General features: G+C 68.1%; 23 protein-coding genes and 1 tRNA gene. 6 read left to right on the top strand and 18 right to left on the bottom strand.

Features of this window, described 5'->3' with window-relative positions:
* Positions 1-87 precede the first annotated feature (87 nt).
* The 3 genes from EYW49_RS07695 to EYW49_RS07705 all read right to left on the bottom strand — a co-directional run bounded on the left by EYW49_RS07695 (position 88) and on the right by EYW49_RS07705 (position 2,136).
* A complete protein-coding gene (locus EYW49_RS07695; protein WP_131307882.1) occupies positions 88-603 on the bottom strand; it encodes a DUF1003 domain-containing protein in 516 nt (171 codons plus the stop codon).
* A 202-nt stretch (positions 604-805) separates the two neighbouring features.
* On the bottom strand, positions 806-1,489 hold the full coding sequence (locus tag EYW49_RS07700) for a DUF1345 domain-containing protein (RefSeq protein ID WP_131307884.1): 684 nt from the start codon (positions 1,487-1,489) through the stop codon (positions 806-808).
* An 80-nt stretch (positions 1,490-1,569) separates the two neighbouring features.
* A complete protein-coding gene (locus EYW49_RS07705) occupies positions 1,570-2,136 on the bottom strand; it encodes a DUF4337 family protein (protein ID WP_131307885.1) in 567 nt (188 codons plus the stop codon).
* Between the two features lie 280 nt (positions 2,137-2,416).
* Between EYW49_RS07705 and EYW49_RS07710 the strand changes: the two genes are divergently transcribed.
* The 3 genes from EYW49_RS07710 (at position 2,417) to EYW49_RS07720 (ending at position 4,960) form a co-directional block, all read left to right on the top strand.
* Positions 2,417-2,761 carry a hypothetical protein gene (locus EYW49_RS07710; RefSeq protein WP_131307887.1) on the top strand — a complete coding sequence of 115 codons (345 nt, stop codon included), beginning with the start codon at positions 2,417-2,419 and terminating at the stop codon, positions 2,759-2,761.
* 238 nt (positions 2,762-2,999) lie between these two features.
* Positions 3,000-3,482 (top strand): TRAP transporter small permease subunit, encoded by a 483-nt coding sequence (locus EYW49_RS07715; RefSeq protein ID WP_131307889.1) that lies wholly within the window; start codon positions 3,000-3,002, stop codon positions 3,480-3,482.
* Complete coding sequence (locus EYW49_RS07720; protein ID WP_131307891.1) at positions 3,482-4,960, top strand: TRAP transporter large permease subunit; 1,479 nt, start codon at positions 3,482-3,484, stop codon at positions 4,958-4,960. The genes EYW49_RS07715 and EYW49_RS07720 overlap by 1 nt, the downstream gene beginning before the upstream one ends.
* Before the next feature lie 227 nt (positions 4,961-5,187).
* Here the strand turns inward: EYW49_RS07720 and EYW49_RS07725 are convergent, their stop codons facing one another.
* The 6 genes from EYW49_RS07725 to EYW49_RS07750 form a co-directional block, all read right to left on the bottom strand.
* Positions 5,188-5,898 carry a TerC family protein gene (locus EYW49_RS07725; protein ID WP_131307893.1) on the bottom strand — a complete coding sequence of 237 codons (711 nt, stop codon included), beginning with the start codon at positions 5,896-5,898 and terminating at the stop codon, positions 5,188-5,190.
* Positions 5,899-6,051: 153 nt separating this feature from the next.
* Positions 6,052-6,696 (bottom strand): 3-oxo-tetronate 4-phosphate decarboxylase, encoded by a 645-nt coding sequence (otnC, locus tag EYW49_RS07730; RefSeq protein WP_131307895.1) that lies wholly within the window; start codon positions 6,694-6,696, stop codon positions 6,052-6,054.
* Positions 6,693-7,967 carry a 3-oxo-tetronate kinase gene (otnK, locus tag EYW49_RS07735; RefSeq protein ID WP_131307897.1) on the bottom strand — a complete coding sequence of 425 codons (1,275 nt, stop codon included), beginning with the start codon at positions 7,965-7,967 and terminating at the stop codon, positions 6,693-6,695. The genes otnC and otnK overlap by 4 nt, the downstream gene beginning before the upstream one ends.
* Positions 7,968-8,052: 85 nt before the next feature.
* On the bottom strand, positions 8,053-8,739 hold the full coding sequence (locus EYW49_RS07740) for an aspartate/glutamate racemase family protein (protein WP_131307899.1): 687 nt from the start codon (positions 8,737-8,739) through the stop codon (positions 8,053-8,055).
* A 66-nt stretch (positions 8,740-8,805) separates the two neighbouring features.
* Positions 8,806-10,188, bottom strand: a complete 1,383-nt coding sequence (locus tag EYW49_RS07745) for a CitMHS family transporter (protein WP_165498168.1) — start codon at positions 10,186-10,188, stop codon at positions 8,806-8,808.
* Between the two features lie 57 nt (positions 10,189-10,245).
* Positions 10,246-11,661, bottom strand: coding sequence for an NAD(P)H-dependent oxidoreductase (locus EYW49_RS07750; RefSeq protein WP_131307901.1), 1,416 nt, complete (start codon positions 11,659-11,661; stop codon positions 10,246-10,248).
* 277 nt (positions 11,662-11,938) lie between these two features.
* Here EYW49_RS07750 and EYW49_RS07755 point away from each other — a divergent pair, with 277 nt between their 5' ends.
* Positions 11,939-12,856, top strand: coding sequence for a LysR family transcriptional regulator (locus EYW49_RS07755; RefSeq protein WP_165498169.1), 918 nt, complete (start codon positions 11,939-11,941; stop codon positions 12,854-12,856).
* Between the two features lie 28 nt (positions 12,857-12,884).
* On the opposite strand, the gene EYW49_RS07760 is transcribed toward EYW49_RS07755, so the two are convergent.
* The 5 genes from EYW49_RS07760 to EYW49_RS07780 form a co-directional block, all read right to left on the bottom strand.
* Positions 12,885-13,262, bottom strand: a complete 378-nt coding sequence (locus tag EYW49_RS07760) for a VOC family protein (protein ID WP_131307905.1) — start codon at positions 13,260-13,262, stop codon at positions 12,885-12,887.
* 99 nt (positions 13,263-13,361) lie between these two features.
* Entirely contained in the window at positions 13,362-13,733 is a 372-nt protein-coding gene (locus EYW49_RS07765) for a nuclear transport factor 2 family protein (RefSeq protein WP_131307907.1), read from the bottom strand.
* 104 nt (positions 13,734-13,837) lie between these two features.
* The gene (locus tag EYW49_RS07770) at positions 13,838-14,776 is read right to left on the bottom strand and encodes a 2-hydroxyacid dehydrogenase (RefSeq protein WP_131307909.1); all 939 of its coding nucleotides are present in this window, start codon (positions 14,774-14,776) and stop codon (positions 13,838-13,840) included.
* Between the two features lie 37 nt (positions 14,777-14,813).
* On the bottom strand, positions 14,814-16,136 hold the full coding sequence (locus EYW49_RS07775; protein ID WP_131307911.1) for an MFS transporter: 1,323 nt from the start codon (positions 16,134-16,136) through the stop codon (positions 14,814-14,816).
* A 155-nt stretch (positions 16,137-16,291) separates the two neighbouring features.
* Positions 16,292-17,047, bottom strand: coding sequence for an SDR family oxidoreductase (locus EYW49_RS07780; RefSeq protein WP_131307913.1), 756 nt, complete (start codon positions 17,045-17,047; stop codon positions 16,292-16,294).
* 612 nt (positions 17,048-17,659) lie between these two features.
* Between EYW49_RS07780 and EYW49_RS07785 the strand changes: the two genes are divergently transcribed.
* The gene (locus EYW49_RS07785) at positions 17,660-18,334 is read left to right on the top strand and encodes a GntR family transcriptional regulator (protein WP_131307915.1); all 675 of its coding nucleotides are present in this window, start codon (positions 17,660-17,662) and stop codon (positions 18,332-18,334) included.
* 106 nt (positions 18,335-18,440) lie between these two features.
* Here the strand turns inward: EYW49_RS07785 and EYW49_RS07790 are convergent, their stop codons facing one another.
* Positions 18,441-18,620: a hypothetical protein gene (locus tag EYW49_RS07790; RefSeq protein WP_131307917.1), complete on the bottom strand. Its 180-nt coding sequence runs from the start codon at positions 18,618-18,620 to the stop codon at positions 18,441-18,443.
* Complete coding sequence (locus tag EYW49_RS07795; protein WP_131307919.1) at positions 18,617-19,378, bottom strand: hypothetical protein; 762 nt, start codon at positions 19,376-19,378, stop codon at positions 18,617-18,619. The genes EYW49_RS07790 and EYW49_RS07795 overlap by 4 nt, the downstream gene beginning before the upstream one ends.
* Positions 19,379-19,481: 103 nt before the next feature.
* Between EYW49_RS07795 and EYW49_RS07800 the strand changes: the two genes are divergently transcribed.
* Complete coding sequence (locus tag EYW49_RS07800; protein ID WP_131307921.1) at positions 19,482-19,772, top strand: site-specific integrase; 291 nt, start codon at positions 19,482-19,484, stop codon at positions 19,770-19,772.
* Between the two features lie 64 nt (positions 19,773-19,836).
* Here the strand turns inward: EYW49_RS07800 and EYW49_RS07805 are convergent.
* Both EYW49_RS07805 and EYW49_RS07810 read right to left on the bottom strand, forming a co-directional pair.
* Positions 19,837-19,912, bottom strand: a tRNA-Arg gene (locus tag EYW49_RS07805).
* Between the two features lie 101 nt (positions 19,913-20,013).
* On the bottom strand, positions 20,014-22,398 hold the full coding sequence (locus EYW49_RS07810) for a putative bifunctional diguanylate cyclase/phosphodiesterase (RefSeq protein ID WP_131307923.1): 2,385 nt from the start codon (positions 22,396-22,398) through the stop codon (positions 20,014-20,016).
* Positions 22,399-22,445 lie beyond the last annotated feature (47 nt).

The following is a 22,445-nucleotide window of genomic DNA, read 5'->3' on the forward strand; positions in this document are numbered from 1 at the left end:
AACGCGTCGTCCGGAATTTCGCGGGTCGAGCGTGCGGCTCGTGGCCGGCGACTGGGCGGGCGTTACCGGAGACGCCCGCCCCCCGGATCACGCGCGACCATCAATCGCGCCGGAGCTTTCGGCGGCACCGGTGACGTGCCGGTGCACCTCGACGGTCAGGGCCTCGACCCGTTCGGTCAGCGCCTTGATCGTCTCGGTCAGTGCGGTGTTCTGTCTGACCAGTTCGAGGAGCATGGTCGTCTGTTGCGCAGCCAGTGCTTGGCGCTGGTCGCTCGCATGAGCGATATCCTCGCGATGCTGGGCGTCGGCCTCGGCATGGGCCTTGTCGCGATCGGCCTGACGGGTCTGGGCCAAGAGGATGAGCGGAGCCGCATAGGCCGCCTGCAAACTGAAGGCGAGATTCAACAGGATGAAGGGGTAGATGTCGAACTGGGTCCACCCGATGACATTGGCCAGAATCCAGCCTGCCACGATCACCGTCTGGCCGATGAGGAACACGGGAGTTCCGAAGAACCGCGCAAATTTCTCGGCTTTCAACGCGAACCAATCGTCGCCGAAGACGGAATGGAGATGCGCGTGCGGAAGATGAAATCGAAAGAACATCTTCAAATCCTTGTGTCCGTTCGGCTGGCCATCGGGTTCTGTGGAAATTGCAAACCGCCTCCGGGGGAACGATGCCCCCTGTGTCTCGGACTCGTCGTGGCAGATGCGACAGGTCGGTCCATGACCGATCGGCGGGCCCGATCCCTTTCGGATCCCGTCGGCCGAGAGGACGTCACCTCACGTCGAGGCGCAGCGGTGTCGTTCATATGAGGCCGGCGGCGATGTTGATCATCAGAGCGAGCACCGTCGTATTGAAGATGAAGGACAGCACGCAGTGGATCAGACCGAGCTGCCGCGCTTCGGTCGTCAGGAAGCTGATGTCGGCCGTCTGCCCCGACGTCCCGATGACGAAGGCGAAGTAGAGGAAGTCCGAGTAGCGCGGCTCCGGCGTCTTCGGAAATTCCAGGCACGGGGTGTGATTGCGGATGAGGCCGGCATAGTAGGCATGGGCATAGTGGAAGGCGAAACTCGTGTGGATGAACACCCACGAACTGAGCAGGGTGACCACGCCGAGCGAGATATGCGCGGTCTTCAACCACCCGACCGCGTCCTTGGTCGTCGCCAGTTCCGCGACGATGGCGATCAGGCTCAGCGTCGCGGCGAAGGCCGTCGCGATCAGAATGACCATCCCGCCTTCGTCGTGCAGCTTGGAACGGGCCCGCATGCGTTCCGCGCCGCTGCGGAGCATGGTCGTCCAGGCGAGCACCACGTAGAGGCCGGCGCCGGCGTTCCAGGCGATCAGCGCCCGCGTCGACGCACGCCACGGCGTGCCCAGGGCAATTCCCACCAGCACGACGAGCCCGACCGCGATCGACACGAGCAGGCGCGGCCGGTGCCGGAGATTGCGGGCGAGGACATGGATTCGATGTTTCGAGACGTCGTTCACTGCGGCTCCCCTCCCCTGACCGTGGCCTCGACCGACGGTTCGTTCTCTTTCGATCGACGATCGACCGCGGATCGGCGACCTCAGGCGAGATAGGCCGCGGCCGCCAGAGCGCTGCCGGCGCTCCCCATCGCGATCGAGACGTACCACGGCCAGCGGCGGCCGCGTGCCACGATGGCGATCGTCGCGATGGCGATCGAGATGTGGAGCAGGGTGGCGGCGATGGTGAGCGTGTGGTGCCGGTGCTCGTGCTCGGCGGCGGCCTGCAGGGCCTCCTCCGACTGCGCTTCGAGCCCCTCCGCCTTCTTCTGGATGGCGCCGTTCTCGGCGTCGTATTGCGCCGCCTTCTTGGTCAGTTCGGCGGCCTTGTCCGGATTGGTGATCGCCGCGACCTCGTAGAGGTTCTTCTTGATGCTGCGCGCCTGGAAGAAGGCCCAAGCGTCGGTGGCGCGGTTCTGATGGAGGACGGAGTCGTTCTTGGCGGCGATCGCCCGGCCGCTCTCCATGGTCTCCAGACTGCCGACCGACGCCGCGATCACCGCGAGCAGGGCCACCGTCACGGTGACCTTGATGATGAAGGGTTCCCCGGCGTGGGCGGCGTGTTGGGCGTGCTCGGCGTGTTCGTAGGGCTCCAGCGGTGCGTCGCTCATGGCGAGTCTCCATTCGTCGGGGGAAGTCATACGCCGCACCGCGCCGGGTGAGAGAGAAAGGTCCGTCGCGATCTGCTGGGCGCCGGCGCAGGCCGAAGGTCGGGTTGGGGGGCGTTCTTCAGGCGTTACGCGACCGTTTATGGGAACTACGGTATTTCCGCGGCGTCAGAAACCGGATTTCGACGTGAGCCCCTTAGACTTCCAATGGCGGCGGCTTTCGAAACCGACCGCTCCGCTACCGAAGATTTGCGACACTGTCCCCCGAACGAGGCGCGTTTCGATGAGACACCCAGCGATGATCGTCATCGTGGCAACGATCCTCGGCCAGTCGGCGACCATCGCCACGGCTCGCGCCGAAGGCTGGCTGTTCTGTGTCGTCTCCGGACCGGACGGGCACGACGTCGCCGTGACCGACGTGTTCACGACCCGGGCGACGCGCCTGTCGATCGAGAACCAACTGGTCGACGAAGAAAAGCGACGGCGCGGGCTCGACGTCGTCGCTCAATGTCCATTGCCCAAGGCCGATCGCGGATCCGTCGTCGGCGACCAGACTCGTGCGGTCACGTTCAATCGGTCGATGGGCAACCGTGTGGAGATCGTACCGGAGCCGTCGATCCTGCGCTGATCGCCCGGCAGCGCCTCGGGCGGGGGGCGCCGACGGCGTCGGTCGGACACGTCTTCGTGAAGCCGGTCTTCGCCGCCCCGGCGACGTTCGGTGGCCGATGCGACCCCCTGTTCTCACCGCGATCCACATCGGCCGCGCGACCCGCGTTCGAGACCGATCGAGGGTCGCCATGGACGAATCCGCTGAATCCCCGCCATAGTCCGCCCGACGGCATCGCGAGGATCGGCGGGAGAGTCGGATGGTTGGCAAGATCGTTCTCGGGCTCGATCGAACGATCCGCGCGCTCGCCGCGGCCGGACGCTGGTTGGCGCTGCCGATCATGCTCCTGCTCTTTCTGCAATGGCCGCTGCGCGAAGGGCTCGGCCGCTGGTCGCGGGAAGCCAACGATCTCGGTCAATGCGTCTTCGCGCTCTACGTGGCGATCGCCATGACCGCCGCGACACGGGCCGGCCGCCATCTGTCCGCGGATCTCATCGCCCATCGCTACGGCGATCGTCTGCGCCGACGGCTGCATGCGATCGCCATCCTCACCGCGACCCTGCCGTGGTCGGCGTTCGTTCTGTGGAAGGCGTGGCGGCCGGTGGTGATGTCGATCGGCGGCCTGGAGCGGTTTCAGGACACCGACGATCCCGGTTACTTCGTGGTCAAGGCCGCGCTGCTCCTGCTGGCGGCGATGGTGGCGATCCAGGGCGTCCTCGACCTGCGCCGCGGGGCCGCCTGATGGCGGCGCTCGGGCTCCTCCTGCTCCTCGGCGTGGCGGTGGCGCTGGTCACGACCGGCCTGCCGGCCCATGTCGTGCTGGTCGGCGCGTCGGTGATCGGCGCGCTGGCGGCGGTGATCGGCGGCGTCGGCTCGTTCGACGTCTTCGCCGCCCTGCCGTCGCGGCTGATCGGCCTGCTCGACAACGACCTGCTCCAGGCGATCCCGCTCTACGTGGCGATGGGGGCGCTGATCGATCGGCTGCCGATCGTCGATTCGGTGTTCGTCACCCTGATGGCCGCCCTGCCCGGCCGGCACGACAATCGCCCGCTGGTCGCGGCCCTGGCCCTCGGCGCCCTGATGGGTCCGATGAACGGATCGGTCGGGGCCAGCGTCGTCGCCTTGACCCGGACCCTGGCGCCACGGCTGAAAGCCAGCGGCATCGACCCGGCGACCCGCCAGACCCTGATCGCCGTGGCGAGCACCCTCGGCGTGGTGGTGCCGCCGTCGTTGGTGCTGATCCTGCTCGGCGACGCCATGCTCTCCGCGCACACCGCCGCGCTCAACGCCACCGGCCGCTTCGATCTCATCGTCAACAACCGCGACATCTTCCGCGCCGCCCTGCTGCCGGCCGGTCTGTTTCTGACGGCGGCGATCGTCGTCGCCCTGGTCCTCGGACGCCGCCGGGCGGCCGTGGACACCGTCGCGTCGCCGCCCAGCCGCCGCGACGTCGCCGTCACGGTGACGGCGTTGACCTTTCTGGTGGCGTTGCTCGGTGGCGTCGCCACGGGACGCTTCTACGCGGTCGAAGCGGCGGCGATGGGGGCGCTGGTGCTGTTCGTCGCGGCGGCGGTGGGCGGACGGCTCCGGGGCGGCGAACTCCCCCGGCTCCTCGACGAGACCCTGGCGACCACCGGCGTGTTGTTCGCCCTGCTCGCCGCGGCCACGACCTTCACGCTGGTGTTGCGGGTGCTCGGCACCGATCGTCTGGTCGGGAGCTGGCTCGAGCATCTGCCCGGCGGCCCGACCGGGATCGCCGCGGCCGGTCTGGCGATCATCGGTCTCTCGGCCTTCGTCCTCGACGCCTTCGAGATCATCTTCGTGATCGTGCCGATCGTCGCGCCGGCGATCCTGGTGCACGTCGAAGACGCCGCCTGGGTCTCGGTTCTGATCCTGCTCACCCTGGAACTGAGCTTCCTGACGCCGCCGATCGGCTATGCCCTGATGCTGTCACGCAGTCTGATGCCCGATGCGCCGCCCTTGCGCTGGACGCTGCGCCGCCTGGCGCCGTTTCTGGTCGCCCAGGCCGCGGTGCTCGGGCTGGTCTTCGCCTTCCCCGGCCTGACCCACCCCGAACGAATCTTCGCCGGCGCCACCGTTCCGGTCGCACCGCGTGGTCCGGCGACGACCGGCGGCGACATTCCCTTCCCCGAGTTTCCCGCCACCCCGGACTTCTCCGGCATCGGCCCGGCTGGTGGTGATCCGTCGCATCCCCGTTGAGCGCACATGCCGGCCGTCGCGATCGATCGCGCGACGATCCTCACCATCTCTGGGATGCGCCTGCCCCGGCAAGGGGAGGCTGCGCTCGGAGGATGTGATCGGTCGAGGTCACGCTCCCCGCCGCTTTGCGTGGCGACCGGCCATCGGTCGCGAGGATTTCCCGGCCGACGACCGCCCGGCCGCCATCCTCTCGACGGCCCGCTCGGCTTGCGGACTTGGTCCGTCACCTAGCCTCCGGCCAGACGTTGGACGACACCGGCGAGGTCGCCGATCCGGCAGGTCGCGCCGGTGAGATCGGTGCAGACCTCGAGCGAACCGCGGTGGATCATGTCGACGGCGACATAGAAGATCATCGCCAGCCCGATCCAGGCGATCCAGCGGAAGCGGGTGAGGATGCCGGCGATCAGGTTGGCGGCGGTGCCCATCAATGCGACCGACAGCAACAGGCCGATGATCAGCACGCCGACGTGCTCCCGAGCAGCCCCGGCCACCGCCAGCACATTGTCGAGCGACATCGACAGGTCGGCGACGATGATCTGGATCATCGCCTGTCGGAAGGTCTTGCCGGGCGCCGCCGGTGCGGCGTCGCAGGACCCGGACCCGAAGGCCGCCTCGACCGCCTCGCCCGCCTCCCGCTCCGCCCGTGCGTCGGCGCGGATCTCCCGGAACATCTTCCACGACACCCAGAGCAACAGCACGCCACCGGCGAGCGTCAACCCGACGACCTCCAACAGCCGGGTAGCGACGATCGAGAAACCGATGCGCAGCACCACGGCGCCACCGATCCCCCAGAGGATCACCTTGCGGCGGATCTTCGCATCGACCCCGGCCGCGGCCATGCCGACGACGATGGCGTTGTCGCCGGAGAGAACCACGTTGATGAACAGGACCTGGGCGAGCGCCGCCAGCTCCGTCGACAAGAGATCGAAGGAAAACACAGTTTTCTTCCCGTTGAGTTCGACCGGCGTCGCTCCGCTGAGCGACCGTCGGCGCGCGACGACGTCCGGCCGGGCCGCGTCGGTCCGGTCTGTGGTCGGTCTCGATGTCGAAGGCGGCGATGGTCGGCGAAGCGATCCGCGACCGCCGGACGGCTACGGAGTCGGCGGCCCGCCGAAGGCGCCTCGCAGAGCCTGGACCTGGTCGGCCGACAGCAGCCGGACCCTCTGGCCCTGCAGCAGCACCAGAAGCTTCGCGGTTTCCTCGAGTTCTTCGGCGGCCTGGACCGTCGAGCGCAGATCGGCGCCCGCCACCACCGGCCCGTGATTGGCCAGCAGCACGGCGGCGTGCGCCCCGTTCAGTCCGCGGATCAGGTCTCCGGCCGAGGCGTCGCCGGGGCGGAAATAGGGCAGGAGTTTCACCGTCCCGACCCGCATCACGACATAGGGCGTCAGCGGCGGGATGCAGTCGTCGGCATCGACGTCGGCGAGGCAGGACAGGGCCGTCGCCCCGGTCGAATGCAGATGCACCACCGCTCCGGTCGCTGGTCGGGTCTCGTAGAAGGCGCGATGCAGAAACACCTCCTTCGACGGCGGGTCGCCGGCGACGTGCCGTCCGTCGCGGTCGAGCTTGCTGATCCGGTCGGCGTCGAGGAAGCCGAGACAGGAGTTGGTCGGCGTGATCAACAGCCCGTCCGCGACCCGGACGCTGATGTTGCCGGCCGATCCCACCGAGAAGCCGCGCTCGAACAACGACTTCGCCAGCCGTACCAAGTCATCGCGCAATTGCGCTTCGGTCATGACCGTCCCTCCAGCCGCAGCAGGGCTTTTTCGAAGAAGTCCGGAGCGCCGAAATTGCCGGACTTGAGCGCCAGCGCCACCGGGTCGGTGCCGTCCGACACCAACACCGGCACGCCGGGATCGATCTCGCCGCCGATCGTCAGAGCGCCGAGATCGAGCGCCGAGACCACCGCCCCCGAGGTCTCGCCGCCGGCCACCACCAGACGCCGAAGGCCGCCGGCGACGAGTTTCACCGCGGTTTCGGCGAACAGTCCGTCGAGCGCCGCCGAAACCCGCTCGCGCCCATGGCGGTCCTGCAGCGCCCGCACCGCCTCGGGCGTCGCCGAGGAATAGGCGAGCGGGGCCGCGTCGGGGACGGTGAGCAGAAAGGCCGCGACGTCGTCGGCGGTGGTCCGCCCCGCCATCACCGCGTCGACGTCGATGGCGAGGGACGCATGCGTGGCGATGTGGCGATCGATCTGGCCCCGCGTCGCGCCGGAACAGCTCCCGGCGAGGATCGCACCGCGACCGGGCACCCCCGGCACCGTCGGTGCCCCTCCCACGGTGAGGCCGCGCCGGATGAAGCCGTCGGCGAGGCCGAGGGCCACGCCCGAGCCGCCGGTGATCAGGCGATCGTCGCGGCAGGCTTCGGCGATGGTCAGGAGATCGGCATCGTCGATTGCGTCGACGATCACCAGCGTCTCGCCGCGCGCCGCTGCGGCGTCGAGCGCGGCGCGCAGGGCACCGGGTCCGGCCCGCGACGTCTGCCACGGCACCAGCCCGACCGGCCGGCGCGCCTGACGCGCCAGCCAGCGGCGGAGATCCGGATCGGTCATCGGATTGATCGGATGGTGCTCCAGCCCCGACTCGCTCAGCAGCCGGTCCTTCACGAACAGATGCCCCTGATAGACGGTGCGCCCGACGGTCGGAAACGCCGGACAGGCGACCACGCCGGTCACCCCGAGCGCTTCGGCCAGCGCCTCGGCCACTGGGCCGATGTTGCCCTCGGGCGTCGAATCGAAGGTCGAGCAGTATTTGAACACGAACTGCCGGCACCCCTGGGCGCGGAGCCAATCGAGCGCCGCAAGCGACTGCGCGACCGCCTCGCCCGCGGCGATCGAACGGCTCTTCAGCGCCACCACGCCGGCTTCGATCCCGTCGCGCGCCGGCCCGGCCGGCACGCCGAGGAACTGGGCGGTCTTCAGTCCGCCGCGTCCGGGCAGGCCCTTGGCGATGGTGTCGGCGATGTCGCTCGCCCCGGTGAAATCGTCCGCAATGACGCCTAGCAACATGACGATCCACCGTCGAATTTGCGGGCGCGGGGCCCGGCTTTCGGGTTCATGAGGGTCTCCCATTCGTCTTCGATCGACGGCGGTCTCAGGCGTCCGTCGGCCGGTGCGTGATCGCCGCCCGGAGCGCGGCCACGGCGCAGGCCGGGCTGGTCAGCACCGGCACCGGGACGTCCGACAAGCGCTCGGCCACCGCCGCCATCGACATCTGCGCCAGGACGATGACCTGGAAGTCGGCGGCCAGCCGTCGCGCCGCTGCCGCGACCAGATCGTCGTGGCGGGCCCGGTCGCCGGCGGAGAGCGCCGCGAGGGCGCCGTCGACGAGGGCCACCTCGACGTCGGCGGTGAGGCCGAGAGCCGCGGCCGCGGCGCGGAACATCGCTTCGGAGGTCGCCAGCGACGCCGGGAAGGTACAGAGGATCGCGGTGCGTCGCCGGAGCTTCGCCGCGGCTTCCAGCATGGCGAGGTCGGCGGCGACGATCGGCACCGGAAACAGCCGCTGCAGCGTCGCCAGATGCGGCGAGAACACGGTGCAGGTCAGAAGCACGGCTTGCGCCCCGTCGTCGACCGCCCGTTCGATGAGGCCGATCATCCGGCACAGGCCGTGGTGGTCGACCCCGCCGCGGGCGGTGACCGTGGCCTGCAGTCCCTCGTCGAGGGTGTGCCGGATGCGCCAGGCGATGTCGGTCGGCGCCTCGCGGAAGGCCAGCATCATCGGCGCCACCGCGTTCAGGGTCACACTGATCACGGCGATTGGGTGCTGCGTCTCGGTCATCGGCGATGCTCCTCTCGTCTCTGTCGCGCGGGTGGGACGGCTCCCACCCGCGGTCTCGCGCCGCGCTCAGCGATAGAGCGGCACCACGCCCAGCACGACCGCCGTCGACACGAAGATCGCGAAGATCACCAGCGTCCAGCCGAAGCAGGCCTTCTGCCACTCGCCCATGTCCAGGCCGGTCATGCTGAGCAGCAGATAGATGAAGGCGGTGAGCGGGCTCAGCATGTGGAAGGCCTGGCCGAGCAGCGAGGCGAAGCCGATCTCGAACGGCGAGAAGCCGTAGAGCTTGCCCGCCTGCACCAGGACCGGCAGCACGCCGTAGAAGAAGGCGTCGTTCGACAGGAAGAAGCCGCCCGGCGCCGAGATCAGAACGACGATCAGGCCCCAGAAGCGCCCGAAGGATTGCGGCACCACGCTGACCAGACTGCCGGCCATGGCGTCGGACATGCCGGAGTTGGTGAACAGGCCCATGAACACGCCGGCGCCGATCACCATGATCACGGTGGTCAGAACCTCGCCGGAATTGGCGTAGATCCGGTCCTTCTGCTCCTTCAGCGTGCGGTAGTTGACGACCAGCGCCAGCACCGTGCCGACGATGAAGATGAACACCGGGTCGAAGGTGCCCTGGATCAGCAGGAACAGCGCCGCCGCCGTGAGGACGGCGTTGATCGCCGCGTGATTCGGCCGCTTCAGGGCCTCTTCCTCGCTGGTGCTGGTCGCGAAGATCTGGGCGATGTCGGCATCGCTCAGGCTGCGGATGCCGAGGCGGCGACGCTCGGCGAGGCCCAGCCAGTAGGACCCGGCGGTGACGAACAGGCTGGCCAGGATCATGCCCGGCAGCAGGGCGTTGAGCAGCGCCGGGACGTCGATGCCGTCGATGACCGCGATGACCCGCGCGGTCGGTCCGCTCCACGGCAGCAGGTTGAGAATGGTGTTCTGCAGGATCAGCAGCATGCCGAGATGCATCATCTTGAGATGCAGCTTCTGATAGACCGGGATCAGCGCGCTGCAGCAGATCAGGGTGGTGGTGGTCCCGTCGCCGCTGAGCGACACGACGGTCGCCAACACGCTGGTCGCCACCAACACCTTGAGCGGATCGCCCTTGGCGAGTTGCACCACCTTCTTGGTCAGCGGATCGAACAGACCGACGTTCAGCATCAGCGAGAAGAACAGGATGGCGAAGAACAGCATGAAGGCCGTTCCCGACGTCTTGGTCAGTCCCGCCTTGACCCACAGCCCCAGGACCTTGAACTGATCCCAGAGGGTCAGGCTGTCGGCGGCGATCTTCAGGGTCTTGGCGGTCGGGACCTGATAGAGCCCGAGCAGCGCGCCGACCGCCGCAAACAGGATGGGGATCAGGACGATCGCCACGAAGGGGTGCATCTTCTTGGTGAGAATGAGCGACATGAAGACGAAGACCGTCGCCCATGCCAGGAAGGTGATCAGCATGTTTCTCTCCCAGAATTTTCTTCGGAAGTTTTCTTGATTGATTTCGTGACCGTCGTCTCAGGCCAGGAACGTCGCGTCCTGGCGCCGGCGCAGCGCCCACAGCACCGAGCCCGCCGGTTCTTCGACCATGGCGTAGGTGATGGGGGTGCCGGCCGGGATGTCCACCGCGGCGCGGTTGCCGGTCAGCAGGTGGGCGGCGGCGGCATTGCCGGGCGCGATCGGCAGGGCCGCGACGATGCGGGCGGTGGTCTGCGGACTGTGGTCGTTGCCGAAGATCTCGCCGGCCCGGATGTCGTGCGTCGCCACCTTGATCAGATCCCAGCGCGGCCGGAAATCGTCCGACGCGGTGTCGAGGCCGAGCAGTCCGGCGACCAGGATGGTGGTCGAGGTCTCGACGCCGCAGAGGTGATAGGGGCGGTAGATCACCGCGGCGGTGGCGTCGTAGTTGGCGATCTGTCCCTTGGTGGTCAGGACGTGGTTGGAATAGGCGTTGTCGCAGCGCACCACCAGGAACACGCCGCCGCCGAGCCCCGATTCCTCCGGCGCGCGCAGACAGGTCGCGAGATCGACGACGCCTTCGCCGGCGAAGACGCCGCCGTTGGCCGTGGCGCAATAGGCGATCGGGATCTCGGTGATGCGGAGCGGCGCGTGGACCAGGGTGTCGACTGCCGGGGCGAGCCCGGTGTAGTTCGCCGCCACCGTCATTTCGCAGAGGTCGTAGGAGCCGGGCTGCGGCAGCTTCGCCAGGATCGCCTTGCGGTGGGCGATGAATTCCGCCGCCCGCCCCTCGGGGATCAGGCCGAGATAGGGCCGATCCTCGGGGGCGACCGTCACGGTCTCGACGGAAGGCGCGTGGATCTTCTTGTCGGTCTTGATCGTGACGGTGCCGGCGGCGGCGTCCCAGATGAATTCGCCGTCGGTCGCCTTGCCGCCGGAGAGCACCGTCAGTCCGACCGTCTTCGCCCATTCGTGGAGCTGGATCAGCAGGCCGTGCTGGTCGCCGTCGACCGGCGTGTAGACGACGCCCGCCTCGGTCGCGATTGTCTTCAGGATCGGTCCGACGCTGGCGTCGGTGTCCTTGGTGATCATCGCGACGTGCTTGTGGTTGGCGATCGCGTCGAGCGCATAGACGACGCTCGCTTCCGGGATCCCGGTGGCCTCACAGACCACGTCGACGCTGCCGATCCGCGCCACGATTTCGCACTTGTCGGTATAGACGCGCTTGCCGCGTTCGATTTCCGCCGCCGCCTCCTCGGTCGTCGCGCAATAGACGATGTCGGCCGGATCGAAGCCGGCTTTCGCATAGGCGCCACGGGCCGCCTCGAGCGACAGGTCGGCGACCACCACGACGCGCATCAGCGGCGTGTGCGGATCCTGTGTGACGATCGCGGTGCCGTAATTGCCGGCGCCGATGATCCCCACCCGGACGAGCTTTCGGTTGGAGAATTTCTTGTAGAGGTGGTGGTAGATCATGCAAGTCTCTCCGTTGGCGCACAGGTTCGCCGTCGCACCGCAGGTGGCGCGTCATGTCGATGGTCGAAGTCGGTGGTGTATCTTTGCGAATCCCCCAGGAGCACGGCCGCTCGCGACGCATGCCCGCGCTGTGCTTGTCGTGTGCACAGAACTATTTGCTTGAGTCGATGATAGGAGAACTTGCCGACCCTGTAAAATTGTGATCCTGTATCGCTTGCCATTCAAAAATTGAATGGAGACTGTTTCGACCGGGGTGTCGCCCGCGAAGGATGGGCCCGTGGACGAGAGCAACTGGAAGATCGTCATCGAACTGAAGCGGACCGGCAACATCACCCGCGCCGCCGATCGGCTGTTCATGAGCCAGCCGAACCTGACGAAGAAGCTCCAGGCGATCGAGAGCGAACTGGGGGTGCGGCTGGTGGTGCGGACGCCGAAGGGGGTCTCGTTCACGCCGGAGGGCGAATATGTCGCCCGCGAAGCCGCCGACGTCCTCGCCCGTTTCGCCGAAATCCGCAAGAACCTGCTGCGGATCGGCGACGGCCGGGCCGGCACCATCAAGCTCGGGATGACCAACGCCTTCGCCCGCTACACGCTGCCGTCCTGCCTGAAGCGCTACAAGGCGATCTGCCCGGAGGTCGAATTCGACATCGTCACGGACATCAGCGGGCGCATCGTTGAGCGATTGCACGACGACGAGATCCACGTCGGCTTCATCCGCGGCGATCTCGAAGGCGACTTCGAGCGGACCCTGGTCAGTACCGACCAGGCCGTGCTGGTGAATCGCGACGAGATCGCGCTCGCGGATCTGCCGAAGACGCCGCAGATCGCCTATTTGAGCGACCCTTTCGCGCTGCGCCTGCTCGACGGCTGGTGGCACGATCGGTTTTCCCGCCCGCCGCTGATCGGCATGCGCGCCAACCACGGCGAGACTTGCCTGGAAATGGTGGCCAACGGCCTCGGCTATGCGATCTTCCTGTCGCCGCACTTCCTCGCCCGCTCGACCGACCTCTTCTGCCGCCCGCTCGACTACACCGATGGGCGACCGTTCGGACGAAACTCGTGGATGATCTGGACCCCGGCGTTTTCGAACATGCCGCTGGTCGGCAATTTTCTGCGCTACATGCAGGACGACATCGCGAAGGGCACGGCTTCGAAACCCCTCCCCGTCGTCGGCCCGCCGCCCCTCTCGCGGTGACGGTGGCGATCGACCGACCCTTCGCCCGTCAGCCGGTCTTCCGCTCGAGGAGTTCGATCCAGATCCCGTCGGGGCCGAGGACGTAGCATCCCCGCACGCCCGGCCGGAGCGTCTTCACCGGTTCGGCGAGTTCGACGCCGGCGCCGGTCAGCTCGGCCACCGCCGCGTCGAGATCCGGCACGACCAGACCGAAATGGTCGAGACCACGGTGCGGGTGGGCCGGCGGCGGCAGGACGCCGTCGCCTTGCGTGACCCGCGCGACGAAGATGTCGACGCCGTCGAGGCGGATGGTCAGGCGGCCGGGGCCGCTCAGGATTTCGGCGCCGAAGTGGCGCGCGAACCAGGCGGCGGTGTCTTCGGGCGCGGCACTGCGCAGTTGAACGTGGTCCCAGGTGTAGCCGGTCATGCGCCGGGGCCTCCCATCGAGGGTCGCGGGGACGTCGGGATCCGGATCGACCCGACGGGCGGCGATCGCCGGCCCGACCATGGCCGGGCCGGCGTCGATTCAGGCGGCCAGCGTCGAGGCGTGGCGGGCGAGGAGGCGCCAGTCGCCGCCCTGCTTCACCCAGACCTGGAGGACCGTCAGGTGGTTGACGTTGACGCCGCCGTCGGGGCGCAGGCGTTCGCCGTCGAAGACGTGACGGACGACGGCATTGGCGCCGACCACCTCGATCACCTGGTCGGACTGGACGATCGAGCGGAAGGCGACCTTGCCGTCGAGAGTGGCGAGGAGATCGGCCTTGCGATCGATCTTGCCGTTCGAATGGCCGAAGCTGACTTCGTCGGTGAACAGGCGGCGGAGGACGGCGCCGTCCCCCTCGACGGTGGCCTTGCGCAACGCCTCGACGGCGGCGGCGACGGCACGGGTTTCCGGCATGGGACTCTCCTGGAGGACTCGGGTGAAGACGGGGACGGTCGGCGCGATCCGTCGCCCCTCTCGCCGGCGCGAGAGGGGGCGGCCGGCGGTCGCTTCGATCGGCGTCAGACGCGGTTGATCACTTCGCCGGTCTCGGCGAAGGCGGCGAGGTTCTGGAAGACCAGCTCTTCCATGGCGAGACGGGTCTCGGCGGTGCCGCTGGCGATGTGCGGCAACACCACGACGTTCGGACTGGCGATCAGCTCGGCCGGTACGTTGGGCTCGCTCGCATAGACGTCGAGCGCCGCGCCGGCGATGGTGCCTTTGGTCACCGCCTCGACCAGCGCCGGTTCGTCGACCACCGAGCCGCGCGAGACGTTGATCAGATAGCCCGTCGGCCCGAGCGCCTCGAGCACCCGCCGCGAGACGAGACCCTTGGTCGCCGGCCCGCCGATGCAGGTCAGCACCAGGAAGTCGGCCCATTCGGCCAACCCCTCGGCGGTCGGCTCGTAGTGGTAGTGGACGCGGTGGTCGCGGATCGGATCGCTGTAGCCGATCTGCATCTCGAAACCCGAGGCGCGCTGCACCACCGCCCGACCGATCCGGCCAAGGCCGACGATGCCGAGCTTCTTGCGGAACACCTGGGTGCCCAGCGGCGGAGCTCCGCTCAGCCACTTGCCTTCCCGCACGAAGCGGTCGGTCTGCGACATCCGCCGGGCGACGTCGATGATCAGGCCCATGGCGAGATCGGCGACGCAGTCGTTGAGGACGTTCGGGGTGTTGCTGACCTGGATCGAGCGCCCCTTGGCGACGTCGACGTCGATCGCGTCATAGCCGACGCCGAAGCTGCAGATCGCCGCGAGGTTGGGCAGCAGCTTCATCTGGGCTTCGCGGCAGCCGTAGCGCGCCGAGGTGGCGACGACGTCGAACTTCGCGCCGTTCTCGGCGAGGAAGGCGGCGGGATCCGCCTCGGTCCACAACGGATGGGCCTTCCAGGTCTCGGCCATGCGCTGGTTGAAGCGATCGGTCATCGAGCCGATCTGCAATACCGTCGGTTTCTTCACGAGAACTTCTCCGTCTCGGTGTGGGGCGTGGAGGGGGTCAGTCCATCTCGATGCGATAGAGCGGTCCGAGCAGGAACGAATAGGAGAACGCCCCGATCAGGCAGACGCCGCCCATGATGTTGAGCGCCCAATAGAATTCGCCGGTGTAGTGGAGGATGTAGCCGATCAGGATCGGGGTCGTGATGCCGGCGAGGTTGGCGGCGAGGCTGGTGACGCCGCTGGTCAGGCCGATGTACTGGCGCGGCGCGATCTCCGACACCGCGGCCCACGACGACGAGGCGACGCCCTGGGCGAAGAACGACACGGTGAGGACGGCGATCACCACCACGTCGGACTCGACGAAATTGACCAGCACGATCGACGAGGCGAGCACCGTGCCGATGATCAGCGGGGCCTTGCGGGCCGCCGACATCGAGTAGCCGCGGCGGATGAAGAAGTCGGAGAAGAAGCCGGCGAGCAGGATGCCGGCGGTCGCGCCGAGGAAGGGCAGCGCCTGGAAGATGCCGACCTTGATCATCGTCATGTGGCGGGCTTCGACCAGATAGGTCATGAACCAGGTGGTGAAGAAGATCAGGATCGAGTTGTTGCAGTACTTGCCGAGGCAGATCGCCAGGACCGGGCGATAGGTGAGGAGCTTGATCGCCTTGCGCCATTCGAAGGCGTCGCGTTCCTTCTTGCCGACGAGGCCGCCGCCGGCGCGGATCTCGTCGATCTCGGCGGCGTTGGCGGCCGGATGGTCGAGCGGGTCGCGGTAGAGGAAGTACCAGGCGAGGCCGAGCGCCAGGCCGCCGAAGCCGGTGGTGAAGAACACCGAGCGCCAGCCGAAGTCGTTGGCGAGCCACAGCAGCAGGCCGGCGAACAGCGGTGTGCCGATGTACTGGCCGGTGATGTAGACGCTGGTGGCGAAGCCGCGCTCGCCGGTCGGGAACCACATGGTCACGGCGCGGGCGTTGGCGGGAAACGCCGGCGATTCGAGCGCCCCGATCGCCAGACGCGACCCGAACAGCATGTTGAAGCCGTTGGCGAAGCCCTGGGTCAGGGTGGCGATCGACCAGGTGGTGAGCGCGAAGGCATAGGCGATCCGCGAGCCGAGCACGTCGGCGATGATGCCGCCCGGAACCAGCGCGAAGGCATAGGTCAGACTGAAGGCGGCGAAGATCTGTCCCATCTGGGCCTTGTCGAGTCCGAGATCCTTGCTCAGGAACGGCGCGGCGATCCCCAGATTGGTCCGGTCGACGTAGTTCAGGATCGTGGCGATCAGCAGCAACGCGAGAATGAAGTAGCGAATACGGGTCGGTTTGGCCGATGGTGATGCGGCAGTCGGCGCCACCGTTCGGGCGGCGGGGATCGTCTCGGTCATCGCGTATCCTCCATACGTCTTGGTGCCGGTCGAGCGGCTGGGTCGTCCGCTTCGTATCTGGCGGGATTTTCGGGCAGGGATCGGCGGTCCGGCGCCATGTCGGCGGCGCCGGAGGAAATCGTGCGGGAATCGTAACGGGGCAGCGGGCGACGGCGTCAGCCGCGTCCGACGAAGGGCATCTTGGCGGCCATCACCGTCAGGAACAGGATGTTGGCTTCGAGCGGCAGGCTCGCCATGTGGACCACGGCGTCGGCGACGATGCCGACGTCGACCCGGTCTTCCGGGATCATCCGGCCGTCGGGCTGGAGCACTCCCTTGGTCATCCGCTCGGTCAGTTCGGTCGCGGCATTGCCGATGTCGATCTGGCCGCAGACGATGTCGAAGGCGCGGCCGTCCAGGGCGACCTGCTTGGTCACGCCGGTGATCGCATGTTTGGTCGCGGTATAGGCGAGGGCGTTCGGCCGCGGTGCATGGGCCGAAATCGAGCCGTTGTTGATGATCCGGCCGCCCTGCGGCGTCTGCGCCTTCATCAGGCGGAAGGCGGCGCGGGTGCACAGGAAGACGCCGGTCAGGTTGGTCGCGACCACCTTGTCCCACAGGTCGAGCGGATAGTCGTCGAGCGGCGTCGCGCCGGCATTGCGGCCGGCATTGTTGAACAGCACGTCGAGACGGCCGAAGCGATCGCGGACCGCGGCGAACAGGGCCTCGACCGAAGCCTCGTCGGCGACGTCGGTGGCCACCGGCAAGGCGGTGCCGCCGGCCGCTTCGATCTCGGCGGCGACGGCGGCGAGCGCCTCGGCGCGTCGGCCGGCGAGCACCACGGCGAAACCGGCCTTCGCCAGGGCGAGGGAACTCGATCTGCCGATTCCCGACCCGGCGCCGGTGACGAGTGCGATCTTCTGCGATGCCATGCGTTCGTTCCTCCTCGCGGGATCGGACGGCTGCGCGCGTCTCTCTTTGCCGGTGCGATCGCCATCGGATGCACGGGTGCGTCCGGCGGGACCTCGCCGAGCGCGCCGTCCATCGGTCGGTCGCTCCGGCGGTCCGGGGATCGGTCGTCGGCGCCGCGCGATGGCGCCCGACCGCCGGAGCGGTCGGAGTCGTCGCGGGTCGGGGCAGGCGGTCGATCGGCGGATCGTCGGCGTCAGTCGTCTGATGACATTCGGGAGCATGCCGACAAGCTTCGAGATTTGCAATGTGCTATTTCATTTCGACGAACTCACCGATTGCCGCCGAATTGACCGTCGCCACCGAGATTGTCACGCATATCCAAGGGTCTGCGCCGGCCGTCAGCCTTCGTTCGATCCGTGATGGTGCGTAGCCGGAAGCTCTCTTTCGGTCGTGCCGAGCCATGCTCGTCCGGCGACCGCTGGTAGACATCAGATGTCTCGGGCGATCCCGAGGGGCTCGTGCCGGCCTTGCGCCGCGGCGGTCCGACCGCCGGCGCGCCCGACCATGGCGACCCGCCGCCATCCGGAAATCCCCTCTTGGCGCCCCGTGCATTCCGAGATAGCAGATTGTGGATGGCAGCAGATCTGATTTCCCCGATCGTCTCCGAGGACGTCCCGTCACTGGCCGACCGTGCCTATGCGTCGCTGCGCGAAGCGATCATCGACGGGCGGCTGGCGGCCGGCGCCAAGCTCTCCGAACGATCGCTGGCCGCGGCCCTCGGCGTGTCGCCGCAGCCGGTGCGCGAGGCGTTGCGACGGCTGGAGAGCGAAGGGCTCGCCGAGGCGCGACCGCGCAGCGGCAGCTTCGTCACGGTGTTCACCGTCGAACGACTGGTGGAAATGGGCCTGATGCGGGCGGCTTTGGAGACGGTGGCCGCCGGCATCGCCGCGCGCCGCCGAACCGACGCCGACATCGCGGCGCTGCGGGCCTGCATGACGGTGGTCGATGCGGCCTCCGCCGCCAACGACGACCGCCGTCTGGCGGCCGCCAACGACGCGCTCCACGCCGCCATCCACGCGATCACCGGCAATCTCGTGCTGATCCGCAACCTGCAGGCGCTGCGTGGCTACTATCACATCTCGAGCCGGTTGATCCTGGTGCGCGAGCTCGAGATCGGCGAATCGCTGAAGGAGCACACGGCTGTGGTCGAGGCGATCATTGCCGGCGATCGGGCCGAAGCCGAGCGCCAGATGCACCATCACACACATCGCAACCTGCGCGTCGCCTTCCCCGGCAGCGACATCTGATCGAGATCTTCGCGGGCGCCGCGCGCCGCAACCAGCGTATCGCTCCCCGGCCCTTCGATGATCGGATTGATGGGCAGCACCACGGTCACCATGAAGAAGGCGCCGATCAGCAGCGGATCAGCCGGCGGATTTCGTCGGCGGAAAGAGCCGTGCGGTTGATCGGCCGGGCGTGCAGCGCGTCGGAACCGAGCGCCATGTCGAGGGCGACCCGCTTCAGCGGAAAGCGCTTCTCGGCGACGATCACCGTGTAGGCGAGATCGGCGAATTCGCGGCCGCGCTCGCTCATCGCCCCCTCCCCCGCCCGGCGCCGAGCTCGGCGAGCCGGGCCACCAGCCGCTCGCGATCGATCCATTCGAGCGGCACCAGCGCCACGCCGAGGGCCGCCGCCTTGCCGTGCAGTTGCTCGTAGCGCGGCTCGCCGCGGCGCTCGTCCCACAGATCGGTGGTGACCACCAGGGCGACGGCGGAGGTCGCCTCGCCGAAGTGGTCGATCAGATTGTCGGCCTCCTGGAGGGCCTCCATCAACCGGGCGCGATGGCGGGGGCCGCCGTCGTCGAGGCGCGAGCGCAGCGCCTTGGCCGAGACGAACACCAGGCGATCGGCGAAGCGGGCGATGGTGTCGATCTCGTTCTCGCCTTCGAAGCCCTGGGCGATCCAGCCGAGCTTCTGGCCGATCCGCACCTCGTCGGCGCCGGCGGCGAGCGCACAGAGCCCCAAGTGTTCCTCGAGCCAGCCGCCGCGCAAATAGCGATCGGCCTCCGCCGAGGGCGAGAACACCCCGCCGCCGTCGACCACGAGCACGCCGCAGGCGACCAGTTGCCGGGCGAGCGCGACCTCCGCAGGCCCCGCGAGCGGCCCGGCGACACAGCCGGTCGCCACGTCGCGGACCCGTTCGAAGGTGGGAAAATGCGCGGCGATCGCGGTCGTCGCGTCGGCGCGGGCGGTGGCGCGGGAAAGATCGAGGCCGCGATCGGCGAACCACGCGCCGTGACGCCTGAGCCGCGCTTCGATGCCGGCGAGAGGTGCGAGATCGACGTCGGACATGAGACCCCCTCGGCGCGCGAAGCTGTAATCCACCTTCTTCATCCAACTGAGGCCAGTGTCCAGAGGTCAACGCGCCGTCACGCCGGCTGAGCGAATCGGCGCCGTGATCGTGAGCGAGGCCACCGGGCAGCCCTACAGCCCGGGGATCTTCGCGAAGACGTGGCGGAAGATCGCGGACGCGGCCGGCATCCCGAAGGAGGTCTGGAACCGCGACAGCCGGGCCGGGGCGGTCTCCGAAGGTGATGAGGCCGGCGCCACGCTCGGCGAGTTGCAGCGCATGGCTGGCCACACGACGTCGAAAATCACGCAGCGCTACAGGCGGGGCGAGAACGTCGTTTCGTCTCAGGAATTGGCTGGATTGCGTGCGGAGAAACGAAAGGTCGGGAAAACGTGATTCAGTCGGGAAAAACCGCTTCCCAACCGTAAATGAGGATACCCTTCCAAGTCATTGAAATCGTTGGCGACCCCGGCAGGATTCGAACCTGCGACCAACAGCTTAGAAGGCTGTCGCTCTATCCCCTGAGCTACGGGGCCCGCGCGAACGCTTCGAGCCGGGCGCGGCGGATCTCCATGACGAATTCCGCCCCGGAATCCGCGTCTCGTCGACCGGCCCGACGCGCCCTCTGTAGCGGATTTCAGCGGGCCTTGTACAGGCCGATCGCCGCCGCCGGCCGCCCCGCCGAGCCTACGCCAGCGCCGCTCTCCGCAAAGGTCGGGTCCGGCTTCGCCTCGCCCACGCCGTGGGCCGTCGCCGCACCCGCGAGGTCGGCCGGCACCGCGCCGGCGCGGTCGGCGGTCGCGCCGCCCTCGCCCCCGCGCTCCGCCGCCCGCGCGCAGCGATGCGCATAGGCCAACGCCTCCGCGGCGATCGTCGGACGCGCGAAGACGAAGCCCTGGACCTCGTCGCAACCCAGATCGCGGAGAATCGCCACCTCCTCGGCCTTCTCCGCCCCCTCCCCGACCAGGTTCAGACCGAGACCGTGACCGAGCGCGACGATGCCGCGCAGGAGCTCGCGCGAGCGGCTGGATTCGGCGATGCCGTCGATGAAGACGCGATCGATCTTCAGCGTGTCGAAGGGAAGCTGGGTGAGATAGCCGAGCGAGGAATAGCCGGTCCCGAAATCGTCGAGCGACAACATCACCCCCTGCCGCTTCAGGGACTGCAGCGCCGCCAGCACCCGGCCCTCCTCGTGATCGGCGAGCAGGCTCTCGGTCAGTTCCAGGCACAGGAGATGCGGCGGCAGCCCGGTCTCGGCGAGCACCCGGGCGACGTCGGCGGCGAAGTCCGAAGCCCAGATCTGCGCCGCCGAAACGTTGACGGAGACCTTGCAGGCGGGCTCGCCGGCCGCGAGCCAGGCTTTGGCCTGACCTGCCGCCTCCCGCAGGATCCAGGTCCCGAGATCGCAGATCAGATGCGAACTCTCGGCCACCCGGATGAACTCGATCGGCGGCACGTTGCCGAGACGCGGATGGGTCCACCGCGCCAGCGCCTCGAAGCCGCACACCCGCCCGGTCGCGAGATCGATCTGCGGCTGATAGTGGACCGCCAGTCCGCCTTCGCCGGCGAGCGCACAACGCAGATCGCGGGCCAAGGTGGTCTTGTGTTGAATCTCGTCGTTCATCATCGGATCGAAGGTGGCGCAGCGCCCGCGCCCGGCTTCCTTTGCCCGATAGAGGGCGAGATCGGCGTTGCGCAGCAGGTCCGTCGCCGTGGTCCCGTGCTCGGGAATGAGCGCGATGCCGATGCTGGCGCCGACCGAGACTTCGGCGCGGCTGAGCCGCATCGGTACGCTGAGCGCCGCGATGATGCGGCGGGCCAGCGGCTCGGCCGTCGCGAGCACCGCATCGTCCTGGATCAGCACCGCGAATTCGTCGCCGCCGAGCCGCGCCACGAAATGGTCGGGGCCGAGCAGGCGCGAGATCAGATGGGCGATCTTGCCGAGCAACTCGTCACCGGTCGAATGGCCGAGCGCGTCGTTGACGTCCTTGAACCGGTCGAGATCGAGGAGCAGCAGCGCCCCCGGAATCCCGCCCGCCCGGCAGCGGGTCAGAACCTCGTCGAGATTGCGCTGAAACAGCGCGCGGTTGGCGAGGCCGGTGAGCGGATCGTGATAGGCGAGTTGCGCCAGGCGATCTTCGGCCGATTTCCGCTCTGTGATGTCCTGAACGGTCCCGCGCAGACCGACGGTGCGGCCCCGCTCGTCGAAGAGCAGCTTGAGGATGATCGCGAAATCACCGACCGAACCGTCGCCGCGGCGCATCTTGACGTCGACGGCGGCGGCGCGCCCGGTCCGCATCACCTCGGCCTGGGCGTCGAGAATGCGTTTCGCGCCGTCGCCGACGTAGAGATCGAGCACAGCGCGCCGGGTCGGGAGAAAGGCCTCCCGTTCGTAGCCGAGCAGGTCGAAGACTTCGTCGGACCACTCCAGCACCTGCGTCTCGAACCGGCGACTCCAGGCACCGAGCCGCCCGATGCGCTGGGCCTCGACGAGTTGTTGGGTGCGTTGCTGCAGCAGGGTGTTGGCGAGCGTGATCTCGTCATTGGCCGAGCGCAGTTGCGCGAGCGCCCGATCGAGCGCCCTGAGCGGCAGAACCCGAACCGCACCATAGGTGACGATCCCGGTGAGGCCGCTCAGCAGGGCAATCAACGCCAACCGATCGATCAGCGGCTGCAGCGGGAAGGACACGTCGACCCGACCCACCACTTGACCCGCCACTTCGATCGGCGCCCCGCGGACCAGTCGCGGGTAGGCCGGCAGCGTTCCGACCTCGACCAACGGCCGCCCCATCGCATCGAAGACCGCCTGATGGGGCGCGGGAATGGGTATCCGGTCGAGATCGATGAGTTCTTCGATTCGAACCTTCTGGTACTGCCACAGCTTGGGGTTCGCATAGACGTATTTGGCGACGCGAACCGCGCTGAGACTCGCCGTGAACATCGCCCGCTCGGACTCGTAGTGAACCGCGCCGAACCAATAGCTCGCCGGCACGAACACGGCGACCGCGAGAGCGGCCGCCATGGCGATGAAATTGATGTTCCTGCGAACGGCGGTTTCTTTCACTCGGC

The sequence above is a fragment of the Siculibacillus lacustris genome, assembly GCF_004328075.1.
Lineage (GTDB): Bacteria > Pseudomonadota > Alphaproteobacteria > Rhizobiales > Ancalomicrobiaceae > Siculibacillus > Siculibacillus lacustris.